Source organism: Herbaspirillum rhizosphaerae, assembly GCF_001189965.1.
GTDB lineage: Bacteria > Pseudomonadota > Gammaproteobacteria > Burkholderiales > Burkholderiaceae_D > Herbaspirillum > Herbaspirillum rhizosphaerae.
On the sequence record NZ_LFLU01000016.1, the window covers coordinates 25,949 to 41,189 of the forward strand.

Here is a 15,241-nt window from a genome sequence, read left to right on the forward strand (position 1 = left end):
GGCCGCAGCGCTCCGCGCAACGCCGCTGATACGGCTTTAATCGACGATCAGTTGCTCCAGCGAGGGCATCGTGACGGCATCCGTCTTCGACTGGACAGCGCTTTCATCCTGGCCGGCGGTGGCGTCGGTGGCTTTTTCCACATTCATGTCATCGATCGCCTCTTCGCTTCTCTGGCCGCTCTGACGTCGCTTGCGTTCCGCCGCGATCATCTTCGCGGGAAACGGCGTCCAGACGACGCTGGTGTTGACCGCATACATCTGGCATACGACGTTGCGCCATCTTGCGCAGCGCTGCATCGCGCGGGTGGCGGGATCGGAAATCCCCGGGGCATCGATAACGCTCAGTCCCCATGTCGATATCCATCCGCCGCCGGTGGAAACCACGAATGCCCGCGGCAATTTTTGCTTGAGCCAGTGCTCGTAAGTCGTGCGTGCCTTATCGTTCACGCCCGGCAACGCCATCGCGTCGCTCAGCGATGCATACGTGCTGCGGCGGAAACTGATGCGACGTTCAGTCGCGCGCGGCGAGATCCCGGGCAGCAGGGCAATATCCGCCCTGGCCGCCTCGACCGGACGCGCGCGCAATACGGTTTGCTCAAAATGCAGCTTGTCCTCGGGGTCCGGCGTGAAATCGAACTGATAGTAGCTCCGTTCGCCGGCGCTCACCTGAATCGTGCGCCCGCGATTGAACCCCCAGGGGCCGGGGCTCACGACCACATTGTGCTTGCCGGGCTCCAGATGAAAGACCACGTACGAGCCGTTGGCAAGCGCCGGTCCGATGTGGCCGTCAACTGTCGTATAAAAAGGCTGGGCCCGGGCGACTTCCGATTTGTTGCGGTAAATATAAACATCGCCTTTGCTCTCATCCACCGGTGTCAGCGGCGTACCGGCGCGCGTCCCGCGGGCGCAACCGGAAATCAATACGGCGGCGGCAATGAAAAGCAAAACGGAGACACGAGCCAGTCGCGAACCGGCCATTTCTGTCTGATGTGGCATCTGATGATTTTTCTTGTCTGTTGACGGGGACCCCGCGGCGATTCTCACCGATGTCAATTTGACGGTCAAGCGACAACCACGCATTCTTCACAGTATGTGAAAAATATGCCGACAGCGCGTATCCATGCGGCTTTGCACGCATTATTCGTCAGCACTTTGACAGCATCCGGTGCTAGAGTCGCAAAGACAATTCCTGTTGCAAAAAACGGAAGAACGCAGCCCCGTGCCGGACAAAAAAACAGAAAAATGCCCCTTCTTTCTTCCTCTTCTTCGCCATTGCTCGCCACCGTTGCCGCTGTTGCCGCCGCCTTCGGCATGGTCTGCATGCCGGCGCATGCGGCGCGCTGGCAAGAAGTCGGCGCCAGCGAATCATCGCTCGACAAAAGCTACATCGATGTCGACTCCATCAGGCAGGAAGGCAACTTCCGCGTCGTACAGTTCATGACCGTCTACGAAAAGGCGCGCGTCAACTCGCACGACATCAAGATGGACCGCTACATCCAGCAAACCGCATTCGATTGCGGCAACAAGGCCTTCTCGCCGATTTCCACCGTCGGCTATCTGGACGGCCAGCGTGTCGGCTTCAGCCCGGTGCGCACCGACTGGACCAAGAGCTTCCGTCCCTTGCCGGATACGCCGTTCTCGCAGCGCTCGCTCATGCTCGCCTGCGCGGCGCCGGCACAAACCGTCCAGGCGCCCAGACCGCTATTGCCGCCGCCCGCACCGCCGCAAAAACAAAGATCGGGAAGCGGAACCGGCATCATCGTCAGCCGCAACGGCTACATACTGACCAACAACCACGTCGCCGAGGGTTGCAGGACGCTGGCGATCAAAGGCAGCGGCAGCAACGCGTCGAAGATTCCGGTGGAGTTGGAAGCCGTCGATCCCAAAAACGATCTGGCATTGATCAAGGCCGGCCAACCCTTCAGCCAGGCTGCCAGTTTCCGCATGCCGGCCAGGCCGGCCCGGCTGGGAGAAGAGGTCGGCGTCATCGGTTATCCCTTGCCGGGACTTTTGTCGAGCGAACCCAAAGCCACCTTCGGCCAGATCAACGCGCTCGCCGGCATGAACAACAACCGTGCACACCTGCAGATCTCGGCGCCGATCCAACCCGGCAACAGCGGCGGCCCCGTCCTCGATTCCAGCGGTGCAGTCATCGGCGTGGTGGTGTCCCAGGCGGCCATGTCGATTGCCCAATCGACCGGTTCCGTGCCGCAGAATATCAACTTCGCCATTCGCGGCGAGGTGGCGCAAAACTTCCTGAACGCGCATCACGTCGACTACGTCATCGCGGAACCGGGCAAGAAACTGGAGACGGATGAAATCGCCGAGAACGGCCTGCAATTCACCGTGCAGGTGCTTTGCAACTGAAGTTCATGCTGCGCCATCCGATGCGCCCGGCTCAGCCCGGGTTCAGACAGCTAGGATAAGGCTCTTTTTCTCCCGCCACTTTCGCGCACAATCTCACCGGTGCAAGCTGCTGGTAGCGCCCCACCCATTTCGCCATATTGATGGGCATCGGCATCGCCGACGGCATGGATCGTTCGGCCCACTGCACGGTGTAGTAATCGCGCTCGCCCTTGATCACAATAACCAGAGCCGACTCGCTGGTGCGCCCCGCCGTCGCCGGCGACTGCCCGCAACTGACAACCATGACGTATTGCTCGTAGCCGTTGGCGATGCCTTCGGACATCTTCTTCTGGCTGAAAGAATTCAGGCAGGCGCGCCGGAATCCGCCGGCGATGTGCTCGGCATAGCCCGCCGGCGAAATCGTCGCCTCGGACGCGGTGTCCTTGACGCCGCCGATGGTGATCATCTGCGTCCAGGCCGCGAGGCCTTCCCCTTCCGGGACCGACTCGCGAATATAGCGCTGCGGCGAGGTGTTTTCGGACGCCGTCGTGAAGCCCTTGGGATAACCGAGATAGAGAAGCTGGCTGTAGATCGGCGTGGCCGATTTGACGACGGCATACGGCGGCGCGCCGTTCGCAGCCGCTTCCGGCGTATCCATTTCTGTCATTACCGGCGCCGGCGCAGCGCCGCTGTCGCCGCCGCCCTTTACGGCGTCTGTGGAGTCACGGTCCTGTCCCATGGCGCAACATGCCGTGACGGCAAGAATCGACAGGGCTGCAAATTGACGGAAAGAACGCTTCATATTGTGCTGATCGTTTGTGTGGGTCTTGTACGGATCGGTTGCTCCCGATTTCACTGCCGTGATTCTAGAACTTATTTCGCAAACAGGCATGCGATGCGTTCTTCCCGGACAGGGCGCCGGCAAGCGTCCTGCCTGAAAGTTTCCGTCAGCAAAATGTCAGCAGGAACGGTGCGAAAAAAGGAAACGGAACAGGGCTGTCCGCCCCTGTATCTTTTTCGATCATTTCCATAAAAAAACGGTTTCGCATCAGGATCGCCGCCAAATCGCGGCAATCTTTTTTGCTATGATGACCATGCATTTTCTACAAAATACTAACAAGAACTAAAAACGCATATTCCCCATGATGACAAATCAACTGCGTCTGACTTTGCTCTGCCTGCTCTCTGCAGTGGCGATGCTGGCCGGCTGCAAGACGGCCTACGGTCCGCGCAGCTTTACCGGCGGTTATACCGAGTCGAAGATTGACGATTCAACGTACAGGGTGTCTTTCTCCGGCAATGGACACACGACGCGCAACATGGTCTGGTACTACTGGATCTACCGCTGCGCCGAACTGACCACGCAAAACGGCTATGCGTTTTTTGTCATGAATCCGGCGCAAGTCAAAAACCCTTCGTCCTCGCAAAACGACAGCGACACGACCCGGCTGGCCGACCTGCAAGTCGGCAACGGCGTGCCCGTCAGCCCGATGGCGACACGTTCGGCGCCGACATTCATTTACGTGCCGGGCAATACCGTCACCTCGTACTCGGGAAGCGGCATCATCAAGATGCTGCACAGCCCTTCCGGCTATAACGGATTGCTGGTGCTGCGCGCCTCCACCATCATGGAAATGGTCGCGCCTTACGTCAAATCGGAAGGACGCACCGCGGTGCCGTCCGATATCGAGATTCTCAAGGCCGCGTTTGCCGGCACCATGGCGCCGCCGGCAGCCGCCGGCCGGCAACCGAGCCGGCCGATGACGATGGACGATCTGAAGAACTTGCTCCCGCCGCCCTGATATGATCAAGAAGGCATCGCGCCGAACGAATAATGGCGCTCAGCGAAACCGGTTAAAGAAATCATCATGAAGCTATCGCTCATCACCAAGACAAGCGCCATTGCATTGACCCTCACTGCAGCGTCGGCCGTTCACGCCATGGATGCCGAGGCCTTGTTCGACCAGACGTCGCCGAGCATCTGGGTGGTGCATGCCTACGATGCCCAGGGCAAGCCGTTTTCGCTGGGCACCGCCGTCGTGATCGACACGGGCCGCCTGATCACCAACTGTCACGTGTTGGCCAGGGCCAGCAGCTTCAAGGTTCAGCGCCTCAATGTCGTGTTGCCCGGTTCGCTGGAGTTTCCCGATATCGAACGCGATCTGTGCCAAATCAAGGTCAGCAACCTGGTCGCTCCGGCGGTCAAGATTGCACCCATCGATCGCTTGCGCGTCGGACAAAAAGTATTCGCCATCGGCGCGCCGCAGGGCCTGGAAGAAACCATGAGCGACGGCCTGTTGTCGGCGCTTCGCCTCGACAAGGAAGGCAAGCTGCGCTACATCCAGACCTCCGCTCCCGTCTCGCACGGCTCCAGCGGCGGCGGACTGTTTAACGACAAAGGCGAACTCATCGGCATCACGACGCTCGGCATCGAAGGAAGCGTGGCCCAGAACATCTCGTTTGCCGTACCCGCCCAATGGATACAGGAAGTCCCCGAACGAGGCAAGGCGGCGATCGCCAAATCGCGATCCGGCAATCCGCCTCCCGCAGCATCTGCACCGGCAACAGCCACCGCTCCCGCAACCACCCCGCCGGTTGCGCGCGCGCCGCAAGCTCCCCCGGCGCAGCCCCCTGCCCAGAGCAGGGCTCTGCCGCCGGCACCCACGGCATCGGCGCCGGCCGGGACTTCCGAAAAATGGAACGGCCTGATGAGCTGCGATGCGCGCAGCGACAACGGCGACAACAGCGCCGCCTATCAAGCCAGATTTTCAATGGAAATCAACGGCGCAACCGTTAACGTCTACCGTCGCAACAACCTGGTGGTCGAGACATTGACCGGCAACATCAGCAATAACACGCTCGATCTGCGCGGCATCGGCTATCGCGCCAACAATCCCGGCCTCCTCTGGCAATTCCGCTTCAGCGGCCAGTTCTCGGCAGGGTCTTCGGTGTTCTCCGGAAAAGGCAACATGCTGCGCGACGGCACGCCGATTCGCGCCTGCGATCTGATCATGACGCGCATCTGATTGCTGTATCAGAAAGATAACGCGCCCTCCGGCGGCGGCGCCGCAACAACGGATGAAATAAGTAGTCCCGCCGCATTCATGTATTGAAATCTTCTCTCTTGTTGCCTGCGCATACGCAGCCGCAGAATAGGGATTCGCTTTCTCCCTTCGCCACCGGAGCCAGGTACATGACAAACCGCATCGATATCAACAGCATCGCCGCCCGGCTGCAAGACGCGCAAGACACGGCGCGCCAGATTGCCACCGTCACCTCGCAGGAGCCGGCGTTCACTGTCGCCGCCGCATACGAAGCCGCAGACCTTGTGCATCAGGCAAGACTGGCGCAGGGCACCGTCGCCGCCGGCCGCAAGATCGGCTTCACCAATGCTGCGATGTGGGCTCGCTATGGCGTGGAAGAACCGGTCTGGGGCCACATGTACGACCGCACCATCGCCTATCTGGAAAATTCGCAAGGCGAATGCAGCCTGGCCCGTTTCGCGGAACCGAAGATCGAACCGGAAATCGCCCTGCACTTCCACAGTGCGCCGCCCGAAGATGCCGGCATTGCGGAATTGATGGACTGCATCGACTGGATTGCGCCGGCCTTCGAGATCGTCCAGTCGCACTATCCCGGCTGGCAGTTCAACGCTGCCGACGCCGTGGCCGACGGCGGCTTGCACGGGATGCTGTTTGTCGGAGAACGCGCATCGCTTGCCGCATTGGGCGACCAGGCCCTGGAACAACTGGCATCGTGTTCTGTGGCGCTGCTCTGCAACGGCGCCGTACGCGAAACCGGCAAGGGCGCCAACGCCCTCGGCAACCCGCTCGCTGCGATGGCGCACTTGATCGCAGTGATTGCAACGCAGGCAATCCGCCGCCCGATTCAGGCGAATGAAATCGTCACGACCGGCACGCTCACCGCAGCGTTTGCGGTGAGCGCAGGCGAAGTGTGGAAGATGGAACTGAAAGGCATTGCGCTGCGAGACATCGCCCTGACATTTACCGACTGAGTTTGCCTGCCATCACAAGGCGTTGTTGAAGCGCCGGCTCCAGTGTGCGCCGATGGCCAGCATGCTGCCGCTGGTCAGCACCGTGACGACGCCCATCGCCATGCCGTCGCCGATGGAGCCTTGCTCAAACTGCTGCCAGATATAAATCGACACGGTCTGCACGCCGCTGGGCGCCAGCAACAAGGAATTCACCAGTTCGCGCGAGGCGATGGCGAACACGATCAGCATCGCCGAGATCAGCGCCGGCGCCGTCAGCGGCAGGACGATGCGGCGCATGACCTGGCTGGCCGATGCGCCGTGCACGCGCGCAGCGGCTTCGAGATTGTCGCTGATCTGGCGCAGTGCGGCGCTGGCATAACGCACCGGATACGGCAGCAGCAGGCAGCTGTAGGCGAGCAGCAGGATGCCCCAGGTGTTGTAGGGCGTCGCCGGCCAGAAGGACTGATTCCAGGTCAGGATCAGGCCGACGCCCACCACCACGCCGGGCAAGGCATGCGGCATCAGGGTAAGCGCGTCCAACAATGCTCGGCCGCGGATGCGCGTCTTCACTATGGTCCAGGCGCTCAGCAAACCGAGTGCGCCGGTAATCAATGCCGTCAACGTGGCGAGGCTGAGACTGCTCGTCAATGCAGCCGCACCGTCGCCGTCGCGCCACAGCGCATGGAAATGACCCAGAGTCAGGTTGGCGACATTCAGGCCGCCTGACAGCGTGCGGGTAAATGCCGTCGCGGCAATCGCGAACAAGGGCGCCAATGTGGCAGTTCCGGCAATGACGCCGAAAACGATCAACACCGGCCAGCGCCACACGCCGAGTTCGCGCGGCGTGGTGGCCACCGGTTTGCCCGACTGTGTTTCGAAATTGCGATTCTTCAGCAGCCGGTGCTGCGCAAAGAATGCCGTCAGCGCCAGCACCGCCAGCAACAGCGACAACACCGATGCGCCGCTCAGATCGATGGGCCAATCCGAGAAGCGTTGCTCGATCGAGGTCACCAGCAATTCCACACCGGCGCGATGACCCAGCGCCGCCGGAATGCCGAACTCTTCGATAGCCATGGTGAACGTCAGCAAGGCGCTTGCTGCGATGGCCGGCAGGATCAGGGGCAAGGTAACGCGCATCACGCTGCGCCACGGACCGGCGCCGAAGATCCTGGCGACATCGGTCAGACGCAATCCCACCGCCGCCAGCGCGCGCGACACCGAGAAGTACACGATGGGAAAGACGTTCAGGGTCATCGCCGCGACCACGCCCTTGAACGAAAACAGGAAGTGCCCGAGGTTGACGCCGGCGACCTGCTCAAGATAGCCGTGGGGCTGCAACAGCAGCATCCAGCCGAGCGCAGCAAGATAAGGCGGAATCAGAAACGGCGCCAGGAAAAGCAAATCCCAGACGCGCGCCAGCGGCACCCGGAACAATCCCCGCAGCGCGCCCAGCGGCACGCCGATCAGCACGCTGGCCAGCGCAACGACGATACCGAACCGCAGCGTGCTCAACAGCAGCGGCAAGGTGTCGCTGCGATTCAAGGTGGCGCCGAAGGAGACGAACGGATGCGAGAAGGAACCGGTGTTGATGCCGGGAAAAATCGCCTGCAGCACGATGAATCCGATCGGCAAGGCCACCAGCAATCCCAATGCCAGGAACAATGCCGAGGTCGGCAAAGACACCGACAGCAGGCGCACAGGCGCAACCGTCTTCCAGGTTTTCATGGAACTCATGACCTGGCGCTGTCAGTGCTGCTTGAACAGCTTGGAAAAACGCTCCAGCGTCTCGGCATGCATGACTGTGGTGGCAGCGCCTTCCTGCGGCAACAGCTTGAGATCCTTCAGCAAGGGACGCTCGCTGCTGATGTCGTCGCGCGCCGGCATCAGCCAGGCGTCGGCGACAATCTTTTGCCCCTGCGGCGAGAGCACGTAATCGATGAAGGCGCGCGCTTCGTTCTGTGCGCGCGAGGTCTTCAGGATCATCATCGGGCGCGGCGCCACCACCGTGCCGCTGGACGGGAAAATCACCTTGATCGATTCGCCGCTGACCACGGCGCCGTAAGCGACGTAATCCACCGCACCGAACACCGCTGTCTTGGCGCCTTGCAGCACAGGATTAAGCGCCTGAGCATTGGGGCCGAGCACGACCATGCCGTTGCGGTGCAGGTTGTCGAACAAGGCGTCGGCCTGTTTGCCCAGACGCGCCTGCAAACCCAGCAGCAGATCCAGCGTGGCGCCCGACAAGGACGGATCAGGCATGGTCACCTGATTGCGGTAAGCGGGCGCGGCGAGGTCGCGCCAGTCGTGCGGCTCAGGCAGACCGGTGCGCGTGTTCCACACGATGCACAACGCCGAGATGCCTTGCGCCACATAGGACGGCGTCTTGAACATTGCCGGCACGTGGGCCGCATTCGGGCTCTCGTAGTTGAGCAGCCAGCCGCGCTTTTCCAGATCGCGCGCGGTATCCCAGGATGCCGAGATCAGCACGTCGGCGTGCGGATTGTCGGCCTCGGCTTCGAGACGCGCCATCACCTTGCCCGTGGTCGCCTGGAACAAATCGACTTTGATGCCCGTTTTTTTCTCGAATCCCTGCGCCAGTTTTTTACCGAGGCTGCCGGGTCCGGCGGTGTAGACAGTCAGGGCGTTTGCGTGTTCAGCCGCGAACCCAAAAGATAACGACATGGTGAAGAACAGTAAGAGGTTGCTAAAGCGTTTCATTATATTGATTCCCGGATCGTTGCATAGCGCGAACAACGCGCCCTTGCTGCATGGTGACGACCTGATGCGCCAGCGTTTCCGCCTCGTCGCGGTCATGCGTCACATACACGGCGGTGGTGCCGAGTTGCGCCAGCAGGTCGCCGATTTCACGGCACAGGCTCACACGCAGGTCGCGGTCGAGATTGGAAAGCGGCTCATCGAACAGAAGAATCCGCGGTTCTGCGACGATGGCGCGCGCCAGCGCGACACGTTGCTGCTGGCCGCCCGAGAGTGCCGAGATGCGCCGCTTGCTGACGTGCCCCAGGCCGACGCGCGCCAGCGCCGCAGCAACGCGGTGCTCGCGCTCGCTCTTCGCCACGCCGCCCATCTCCAGCGGAAACGAGACGTTGCCGGCCACCGTCATGTGCGGCCACAAGGCATAGTCCTGGAACACCATGCCCAGCCCGCGCCGCTCGGGAGCGACGCAGGTCTGCGCATCGGCGACCAGTTGATCGCCGAAGCGGATGCTGCCCGCGCCCGGTTGCTGCAAGCCGGCCAGCAGCTTGAGCAAGGTGCTCTTGCCGCAGCCGGACGGCCCCAACAGTGCGAGGGTGGTGCCGCCCGGCACCTCAAGATCGATATCCGACAACACGGCCTGCGCGTCAAACGACAATCCCAGACCGCGGACGGAAATCGACGTGCCGGCCGCTGCGCCGCTGCGAGGAGACGCCATATCAGAAGGTGTGACGGATGCCAATCTGCGTACCGAGCTGGTTATGGCCTGCCACTGCCGACGACGCAAAACCGTTCAGGCCGAGATCCGAACCGCCGCGGTTGATGACATAGCCGGTGTTGATGTAGAGGTCGGTGCGCTTGGACAGGAAGTAATCCAGATCGACCTGGAACGACATCGGCGCCAGCGTGCTGCCGTAAAACTTCTGGTACATCGCGGTACCCGACAAGAGCAGGCTTGGCGTCATGTGATAGGTCGTGCCGAGCCAATACAGGCTGGACGCCTGCACCGGGCCTTTGGTCAGCGCGGTCAGGTGGATCGCCTTGGAGTTCAGGTAGCGATAGCCGGCGAACAGATCCACATTCGCCAGTTTGTACGATGCGCCCGCGCCGATACGCTTGTCCTTGTTGCCTTCATAGCCGCCGCCGGCCACCGTGGTGGCGGCAGTCGGGCTGGCGGCCGAACCGTTCTTCTGGTCATAGACCAGCGTCGCGCTGAAGTCGCCGCCTTCGTACAGCAGACCGGTTTCCATCACGCGGCCGCGCAGGTTGTCGCCCGCCACTTCCGAACCGTAGGCAACGCTGTCGTAACCCTGGCTGTACTGGGCGATGGCGGTCACTGCGCCGAATTTCTTTTGATAGCGGACGGTATTGTCAAGCCGGTCCGAGAAGGCCGGATCCATCATCTTGATGGCGTACACCGCGTTGTTGAGCGGATTGAATTTGCTCGCCCAATCCAGGAACAGACCGCCGATGCGACCGACGGAGACGGTGCCGAAATCATTGTTCGCCAGGCCGACATAAGACAGGCGGCCGAACAAGCGGCCGCCTTGCAGCAGGCCCCCGGTGTCGACGGCCATGCCGCTTTCCACCAGGAAGAACGACGAGCTGCCGCCGCCGAGATCTTCACTGCCTGTGATGCCCCAGCGCGATCCGGACATGTTGCCCGAGGTCATGCGGGTGAGATTCTTTGTGCTGCCGTTCACCAGAGCGGCGTTGGTGAGGTATTCGATTCCGGTATCGACAATGCCGTAAAGCTTGACGTTGCTTGTGGAAATGGAGTCTTCGGCGAAGCCGACGGAGGGAAGCGTGAGACAGGCAGCCGCAAAGCAGCCTGCCGCGCCAAGGCGGTAGAGAGAGTTCATAAATTGTAGGTCCTCTTTGGGATTAAATTTAAACGCGACCGACGGTCACGTGGCCCAGAGTATCGGGGGTAAATATGTCGGGACCATGAAGAATTTATGTCAATTTGATGACATAACTCTCACCATGCGGGACAGACTGACGGCGTCGATGACCGGAGGCGGATCAGTATTATCCGCATATTCGCCGGCAAGAGCTGGCAGGTCGACGAGCGTTGACCTGGGTATCGGAGTGTTGATGAACGACACGCGAGGCATCGGTTGCGGCAGGGGTGCATTCCGACCGGCCCTGCGCACCCGATGTTTCTGCCGCTGCTGCGCCTGGTTCAGGAAGTGGCGGTATCCGTATTTTGAGAAACGGCGCCGTTGTCCTGTTGTTGTTCTCTCAGCGGTCTGTTTAAACAGGAAATACGATTCCGCCCCTCCGACTTGGCCATCTGCAAGGCGCTGTCGGCACGTTGCAAGAGGTCTTCCATCTTCTTGTCGCCGTGTTCACTGACTGCGACACCAACGCTGATGGTGAAGGGCGGCAGGTTATCGCTTTTGTTCTCGGCCATGCCGCGACGCAGTTTTTCGGCGATGATCATCGCCCCGTGCAGATTCATGACAGGCAGCGCCAATGCAAATTCTTCGCCGCCGACGCGGCTGATGATGTCCGTGTCGCGCAAGATGCGCGCGGCCAGTTCGCCGAAGCGGCGCAGCACCGCATCGCCGACGGCGCGTCCGTGGGTGTCATTGATCTGTTCAAAGTTATCGATATCGCAGACCGCCATCGACAAGGGTTTCGCGGTGCGGCGCGCCAGCCGGAATTCACGGTTGGCATATTCGTCGAAGTGACGCTGATTGGCGAGCCCGGTGAGCGGGTCGCGGGTAGCCATCTCATAGAGGTGCGCATTGTAGCGCCGGATTTTCGTGATCATGGGACGGAAGATCAACACCGCCTCCAACGCCAGTGCGATGAAAAACGCGACCAGCACCAGCAGTTGCGCCTTGCGCGCCTGTTCAGTGCGAACGTCGGCTTGCTCGGCGAACAGGGTCGCTGCGCGATCGAGCGCAGGCAACAGCAGATCGCGGGCATGGTGCTGCAGCGCCCGATAGGCCTCGTTGCCGGCGTTCATATTGGTCGCGCCGATGAAACGGCGGGTGTCCTCCAGAAAGCTGCGGACTTCCGTATCGATCGGATTGCTGCCGACAAAATACAGTTCATGTTCGGCCGCGCTGAGCTGGCTGCCGGCGGGGTCGCCTTTGCCGGTGAGGATATCCTGGGCCCGCTCGATCTGGGTCACGGCATCCTGCATGGCTTCGCTGGTAGACAAATCGCCGACATACAAATCCGTGCTGAGCAATGCGATGCGTTGCGACAGCACGCGCTGCTGCTCGACGAGATGAATGCGCTGTGCGGTATTGCGTTGGTCAGCGACGATATTGCCGAACAGAAAATACGCTATCAGGAACAAAGCTGCCATCACCGCCACGCCGCCGGCATAGGCAATGGTCATGCGGGTGGCGTTGATCTTTCTGTCGGGCAAGCTGGACGCTGCTGTTTTGGCTTCTTTGACCGCACGTATCATCGTAGTGCTTTCTGTGATTGGAACGCGGAATGCACAATGCATCGCTGAGGGTCGATATTATGACATCAGTGTCGCGTACGAACACTGCGAGAGGCGCCTGGTCAGATGCGGATTATTGATTTGGCGGAACCGGCCGGGTTGCGTCAAAGACCATCCCGGCGTTGGCGGGGATGGTAGTTCGCATCAGTCGCGAACCTTGCCCCGCATCGATTTGATCTCGCCGCGCAATATCGGCGTCCGAGCGACAACGCTCGCCATTTCCTACAAACGATGTAAAGCGTCGTTCTTGTTTTTTTGACTTCAGTGCGCCTGGGCCTTGATCTGCGATTGCCTTATTTGGCGTTCGCGCAATTGCTGTTTTTCTTTGGCGCAGAAATCAATTCATCGCGCAGCGACTTGAAAAAAATCCGGTCGCAATCGTCGCGCACCAATTGACCTCTCTCGATTCTTTCCTTGCCGCCTTCCTGAAAGCGCAAGGTTTTCTGCGGGATATCTTCCTTGCCGGTCAACTGCATGGTGTCCAGCGCCAGCTCCAGCGATGTCGCGAGCAAGCGTCCGCTGGCGTCTTTCAGCTTGCGCCCCTGATCGTCGGTCCATGACTTGGGGAAAGCATCAGGTCCGACGTCATCGGAGACGACACGTATTTGCGTGTGATAGGGAGTGGGGTTGCCGGCGACCAGAATGGAAATGGCGTTTTCCAGAATGATGGCGCGCTGATCCTGGGTGATGATGAAATGCGGCTGGGCTTCAATGGTGATGTCGTGCGGGCCGATCTGACTGCTCGTGTCGCCGATCAGTCTTTTGTCCGGCCTGGTCATCATGGTCAGCGAGATTGTCGCCAATTCCGAGGGGGTGAACTGATCCAGCAGCGGCTGGTAATTGGTCAATATTTTATCCGCCCGCGTCCGCATGGCGTCTTGTTCACGACTTCTTTGCGCAGTGGAAAGCGCACCATGCGTCGCAACCGCAACAAGAAATCCGGCAAAACTGGGGGCCGGATACATCATCGCGCCGCCCTTGCCGCCCTGATTGTCGTAATTGATCTGACCGGAAAAGGCGATCTTCTGATCCTGCGCCAACCTGAGCCATAACGTCGAGTTCTCAGACGCCGGCGTTACCGCCGGTTGCGCCAGCGCGAGCTGAGCGACTTCCTCCGCCGCGGCGATAGCGCCAACGGTCGCCGCAAGCGCCAGCAGCATTGCCGTCGCACCAACCCGCGTGATTTTCCGCGCCGTCGATCCTGAACTGAAGTACATGCCTATCCCCTGTCGAATCCAACGGCGATGATTATTTGCTCAGGGGCAGGAGGACTTTGTCCTTGGCCCGTTCCAGCACCTGGTAATAAGCATTGGTCAGACCTGGATATTTCGGCGGTTCGTCCCATCCGCCCTCCGCACTCTTGGTCTCGGACACGCCGTAGTACCAGTCGTACTTGTTGGTCGTCAGATCCACGATGTAAGCGGCTGCGGCAACGGTCGCGCGCGGATCGCCGCTCGGGAAGTAAGATGAATAGCGGCGCGTGAAGCCCAGCGAATAGACAGTGACAACCAGCAGTTTGTCGACGCCATACTTGCCCTTGAGGGAAGTGAAGTTTTTGCGTGCCGTATTTTCACCGGACGGGCCGCCATCAGGCAGCGTCGCAACGTCGAGCTTCTCTTTGACAATCAGCGTGCTGACGCCTTTTTTGTTCAGGGCTTCGGCAACAGATTCCTTGAGCGTCGCCAAGTCGTCATTCGGCAAAGTGCGCACCAAGTCCGTCAGCGACGAATTCGCCGCTGATGCCGTCATGTAGCAGAGCAGGCAATCGGCGCCGGGGAAGTAAGTATCGGCCTTCGGAATTTCGCTCATCACGATCCCGACTTTTGCGGGAGAAGTCGTCAGGACTTCAGATTTGAATGCGATGTCTTTTTGTTTTGGTGCGGCACAACCGACCAGCAGGCTTGCGCACAAGGCGAGCCCGACCACGATACGAATGTTCATTACGATTTCCCCGGAGCTTTTGATATTTTTTGAATTTGCATGCGCAGCAATTCGCGATGCTCAGGGATAGTAAATTAAATCGATTCCTGTATGCAATGCGTAATTGAAGCGAATCGCAAGGATATTTAACATTCTTCTCGGTATGATTAGATCGCAATTTCAACGACCGCCGGAGATCGGATTAGACGATGGTCAAGAAGAGCATCCCCCGCTTTATCGGCGGCGCCAATGAATATTCGCATCAGTCGCGAACCTTGCCCCGCATCGATTTGATCTCGCCGCGCAGTGTCTTGCTCTGCAGCCGTTTGCGCTGCGAACTGCGAGTGGGACGGGTCGGCCTGCGCAGTACCGGAACATGGGCGACAAGCGCAACCATTTCCTGCAAACGCTGCAAAGCGTCCGCCTTGTTTTTTTCCTGACTGCGGTGCGCCTGGGCCTTGATGATGACCATCCCCTCCTTGCTGATGCGATGGTCCCGCAATGCCAGCAGACGCTGCTTCACATCGTCCGGCAAGGACGAAGCGCGAATATCGAAACGCAGGTGGATGGCGCTCGATACCTTGTTGACGTTCTGCCCACCCGCGCCTTGTGCGCGGATGGCGGTGAGTTCGACTTCTTCGTCGGGGATGAAAAGGGTGAGGATGGTGGTGGCCCGAAGTGGCAAAAATGCCATTCTAACGAAATGTCTTTAAACGAAAGTGATACCCGGAAGAGATGCGATGGCCGATCTATGTTTATATAACGGCCAATCTAACCATTCTTCTTGGGTACTAACGCGA

Annotated in this window: 15 protein-coding genes; 5 read left to right on the forward strand and 10 right to left on the reverse strand. The window is 60.1% G+C overall.

Features of this window, described 5'->3' with window-relative positions; all coding sequences use genetic code 11:
• Positions 1-36 precede the first annotated feature (36 nt).
• Positions 37-1,065: a hypothetical protein gene (locus AKL25_RS18725; protein WP_167541912.1), complete on the reverse strand. Its 1,029-nt coding sequence runs from the start codon at positions 1,063-1,065 to the stop codon at positions 37-39.
• Between the two features lie 177 nt (positions 1,066-1,242).
• Here AKL25_RS18725 and AKL25_RS18730 point away from each other — a divergent pair, with 177 nt between their 5' ends.
• The gene (locus AKL25_RS18730; RefSeq protein WP_167541913.1) at positions 1,243-2,367 is read left to right on the forward strand and encodes a S1C family serine protease; all 1,125 of its coding nucleotides are present in this window, start codon (positions 1,243-1,245) and stop codon (positions 2,365-2,367) included.
• 31 nt (positions 2,368-2,398) lie between these two features.
• On the opposite strand, the gene AKL25_RS18735 is transcribed toward AKL25_RS18730, so the two are convergent.
• A complete protein-coding gene (locus AKL25_RS18735; protein WP_050479232.1) occupies positions 2,399-3,148 on the reverse strand; it encodes a hypothetical protein in 750 nt (249 codons plus the stop codon).
• Positions 3,149-3,488: 340 nt separating this feature from the next.
• On the opposite strand from AKL25_RS18735, the gene AKL25_RS18740 reads away from it, so the two are divergent.
• The 3 genes from AKL25_RS18740 (at position 3,489) to AKL25_RS18750 (ending at position 6,361) form a co-directional block, all read left to right on the forward strand.
• Positions 3,489-4,148 carry a CC0125/CC1285 family lipoprotein gene (locus tag AKL25_RS18740; RefSeq protein WP_050479233.1) on the forward strand — a complete coding sequence of 220 codons (660 nt, stop codon included), beginning with the start codon at positions 3,489-3,491 and terminating at the stop codon, positions 4,146-4,148.
• A gap of 66 nt (positions 4,149-4,214) precedes the next feature.
• Positions 4,215-5,372, forward strand: coding sequence for a S1C family serine protease (locus tag AKL25_RS18745; RefSeq protein WP_050479234.1), 1,158 nt, complete (start codon positions 4,215-4,217; stop codon positions 5,370-5,372).
• A gap of 167 nt (positions 5,373-5,539) precedes the next feature.
• The gene (locus AKL25_RS18750) at positions 5,540-6,361 is read left to right on the forward strand and encodes a 2-keto-4-pentenoate hydratase (protein WP_050479235.1); all 822 of its coding nucleotides are present in this window, start codon (positions 5,540-5,542) and stop codon (positions 6,359-6,361) included.
• Between the two features lie 12 nt (positions 6,362-6,373).
• On the opposite strand, the gene AKL25_RS18755 is transcribed toward AKL25_RS18750, so the two are convergent.
• The 5 genes from AKL25_RS18755 to AKL25_RS18775 all read right to left on the reverse strand — a co-directional run bounded on the left by AKL25_RS18755 (position 6,374) and on the right by AKL25_RS18775 (position 12,278).
• A complete protein-coding gene (locus AKL25_RS18755) occupies positions 6,374-8,065 on the reverse strand; it encodes an ABC transporter permease (protein WP_083444785.1) in 1,692 nt (563 codons plus the stop codon).
• 21 nt (positions 8,066-8,086) lie between these two features.
• Positions 8,087-9,058 (reverse strand): ABC transporter substrate-binding protein, encoded by a 972-nt coding sequence (locus AKL25_RS18760; RefSeq protein ID WP_050479236.1) that lies wholly within the window; start codon positions 9,056-9,058, stop codon positions 8,087-8,089.
• Positions 9,045-9,770 carry an ABC transporter ATP-binding protein gene (locus AKL25_RS18765; protein WP_050479237.1) on the reverse strand — a complete coding sequence of 242 codons (726 nt, stop codon included), beginning with the start codon at positions 9,768-9,770 and terminating at the stop codon, positions 9,045-9,047. Before AKL25_RS18765 ends, AKL25_RS18760 begins: the two co-directional genes overlap by 14 nt.
• A gap of 1 nt (position 9,771) precedes the next feature.
• Complete coding sequence (locus AKL25_RS18770; RefSeq protein WP_050479238.1) at positions 9,772-10,914, reverse strand: porin; 1,143 nt, start codon at positions 10,912-10,914, stop codon at positions 9,772-9,774.
• 323 nt (positions 10,915-11,237) lie between these two features.
• Entirely contained in the window at positions 11,238-12,278 is a 1,041-nt protein-coding gene (locus tag AKL25_RS18775) for a GGDEF domain-containing protein (protein WP_167541914.1), read from the reverse strand.
• Between AKL25_RS18775 and AKL25_RS24485 the strand changes: the two genes are divergently transcribed.
• A complete protein-coding gene (locus AKL25_RS24485) occupies positions 12,267-12,530 on the forward strand; it encodes a hypothetical protein (protein WP_167541915.1) in 264 nt (87 codons plus the stop codon). The genes AKL25_RS18775 and AKL25_RS24485 overlap by 12 nt on opposite strands.
• A gap of 284 nt (positions 12,531-12,814) precedes the next feature.
• On the opposite strand, the gene AKL25_RS18780 is transcribed toward AKL25_RS24485, so the two are convergent.
• The 3 genes from AKL25_RS18780 to arfB form a co-directional block, all read right to left on the reverse strand.
• Positions 12,815-13,738 carry a hypothetical protein gene (locus AKL25_RS18780; protein WP_157050699.1) on the reverse strand — a complete coding sequence of 308 codons (924 nt, stop codon included), beginning with the start codon at positions 13,736-13,738 and terminating at the stop codon, positions 12,815-12,817.
• Positions 13,739-13,769: 31 nt separating this feature from the next.
• Positions 13,770-14,462 (reverse strand): hypothetical protein, encoded by a 693-nt coding sequence (locus tag AKL25_RS18785; protein ID WP_205627276.1) that lies wholly within the window; start codon positions 14,460-14,462, stop codon positions 13,770-13,772.
• 241 nt (positions 14,463-14,703) lie between these two features.
• Positions 14,704-15,135, reverse strand: coding sequence for an alternative ribosome rescue aminoacyl-tRNA hydrolase ArfB (gene arfB, locus AKL25_RS18790; RefSeq protein ID WP_050479242.1), 432 nt, complete (start codon positions 15,133-15,135; stop codon positions 14,704-14,706).
• Positions 15,136-15,241 lie beyond the last annotated feature (106 nt).

Bases quoted from the DNA above. Each gene is read 5' to 3' on its own strand.
- AKL25_RS18730 (WP_167541913.1), top strand. From the start codon at position 1,243: ATGCCCCTTCTTTCTTCCTCTTCTTCGCCATTGCTCGCCACCGTTGCC.
- AKL25_RS18735 (WP_050479232.1), bottom strand. From the start codon at position 3,148: ATGAAGCGTTCTTTCCGTCAATTTGCAGCCCTGTCGATTCTTGCCGTC.
- AKL25_RS18740 (WP_050479233.1), top strand. From the start codon at position 3,489: ATGATGACAAATCAACTGCGTCTGACTTTGCTCTGCCTGCTCTCTGCA.
- AKL25_RS18745 (WP_050479234.1), top strand. From the start codon at position 4,215: ATGAAGCTATCGCTCATCACCAAGACAAGCGCCATTGCATTGACCCTC.
- AKL25_RS18750 (WP_050479235.1), top strand. From the start codon at position 5,540: ATGACAAACCGCATCGATATCAACAGCATCGCCGCCCGGCTGCAAGAC.
- AKL25_RS18755 (WP_083444785.1), bottom strand. From the start codon at position 8,065: ATGAAAACCTGGAAGACGGTTGCGCCTGTGCGCCTGCTGTCGGTGTCT.
- AKL25_RS18760 (WP_050479236.1), bottom strand. From the start codon at position 9,058: ATGAAACGCTTTAGCAACCTCTTACTGTTCTTCACCATGTCGTTATCT.
- AKL25_RS18765 (WP_050479237.1), bottom strand. From the start codon at position 9,770: ATGGCGTCTCCTCGCAGCGGCGCAGCGGCCGGCACGTCGATTTCCGTC.
- AKL25_RS18770 (WP_050479238.1), bottom strand. From the start codon at position 10,914: ATGAACTCTCTCTACCGCCTTGGCGCGGCAGGCTGCTTTGCGGCTGCC.
- AKL25_RS18780 (WP_157050699.1), bottom strand. From the start codon at position 13,738: ATGTACTTCAGTTCAGGATCGACGGCGCGGAAAATCACGCGGGTTGGT.
- AKL25_RS18785 (WP_205627276.1), bottom strand. From the start codon at position 14,462: ATGAACATTCGTATCGTGGTCGGGCTCGCCTTGTGCGCAAGCCTGCTG.
- arfB (WP_050479242.1), bottom strand. From the start codon at position 15,135: ATGGCATTTTTGCCACTTCGGGCCACCACCATCCTCACCCTTTTCATC.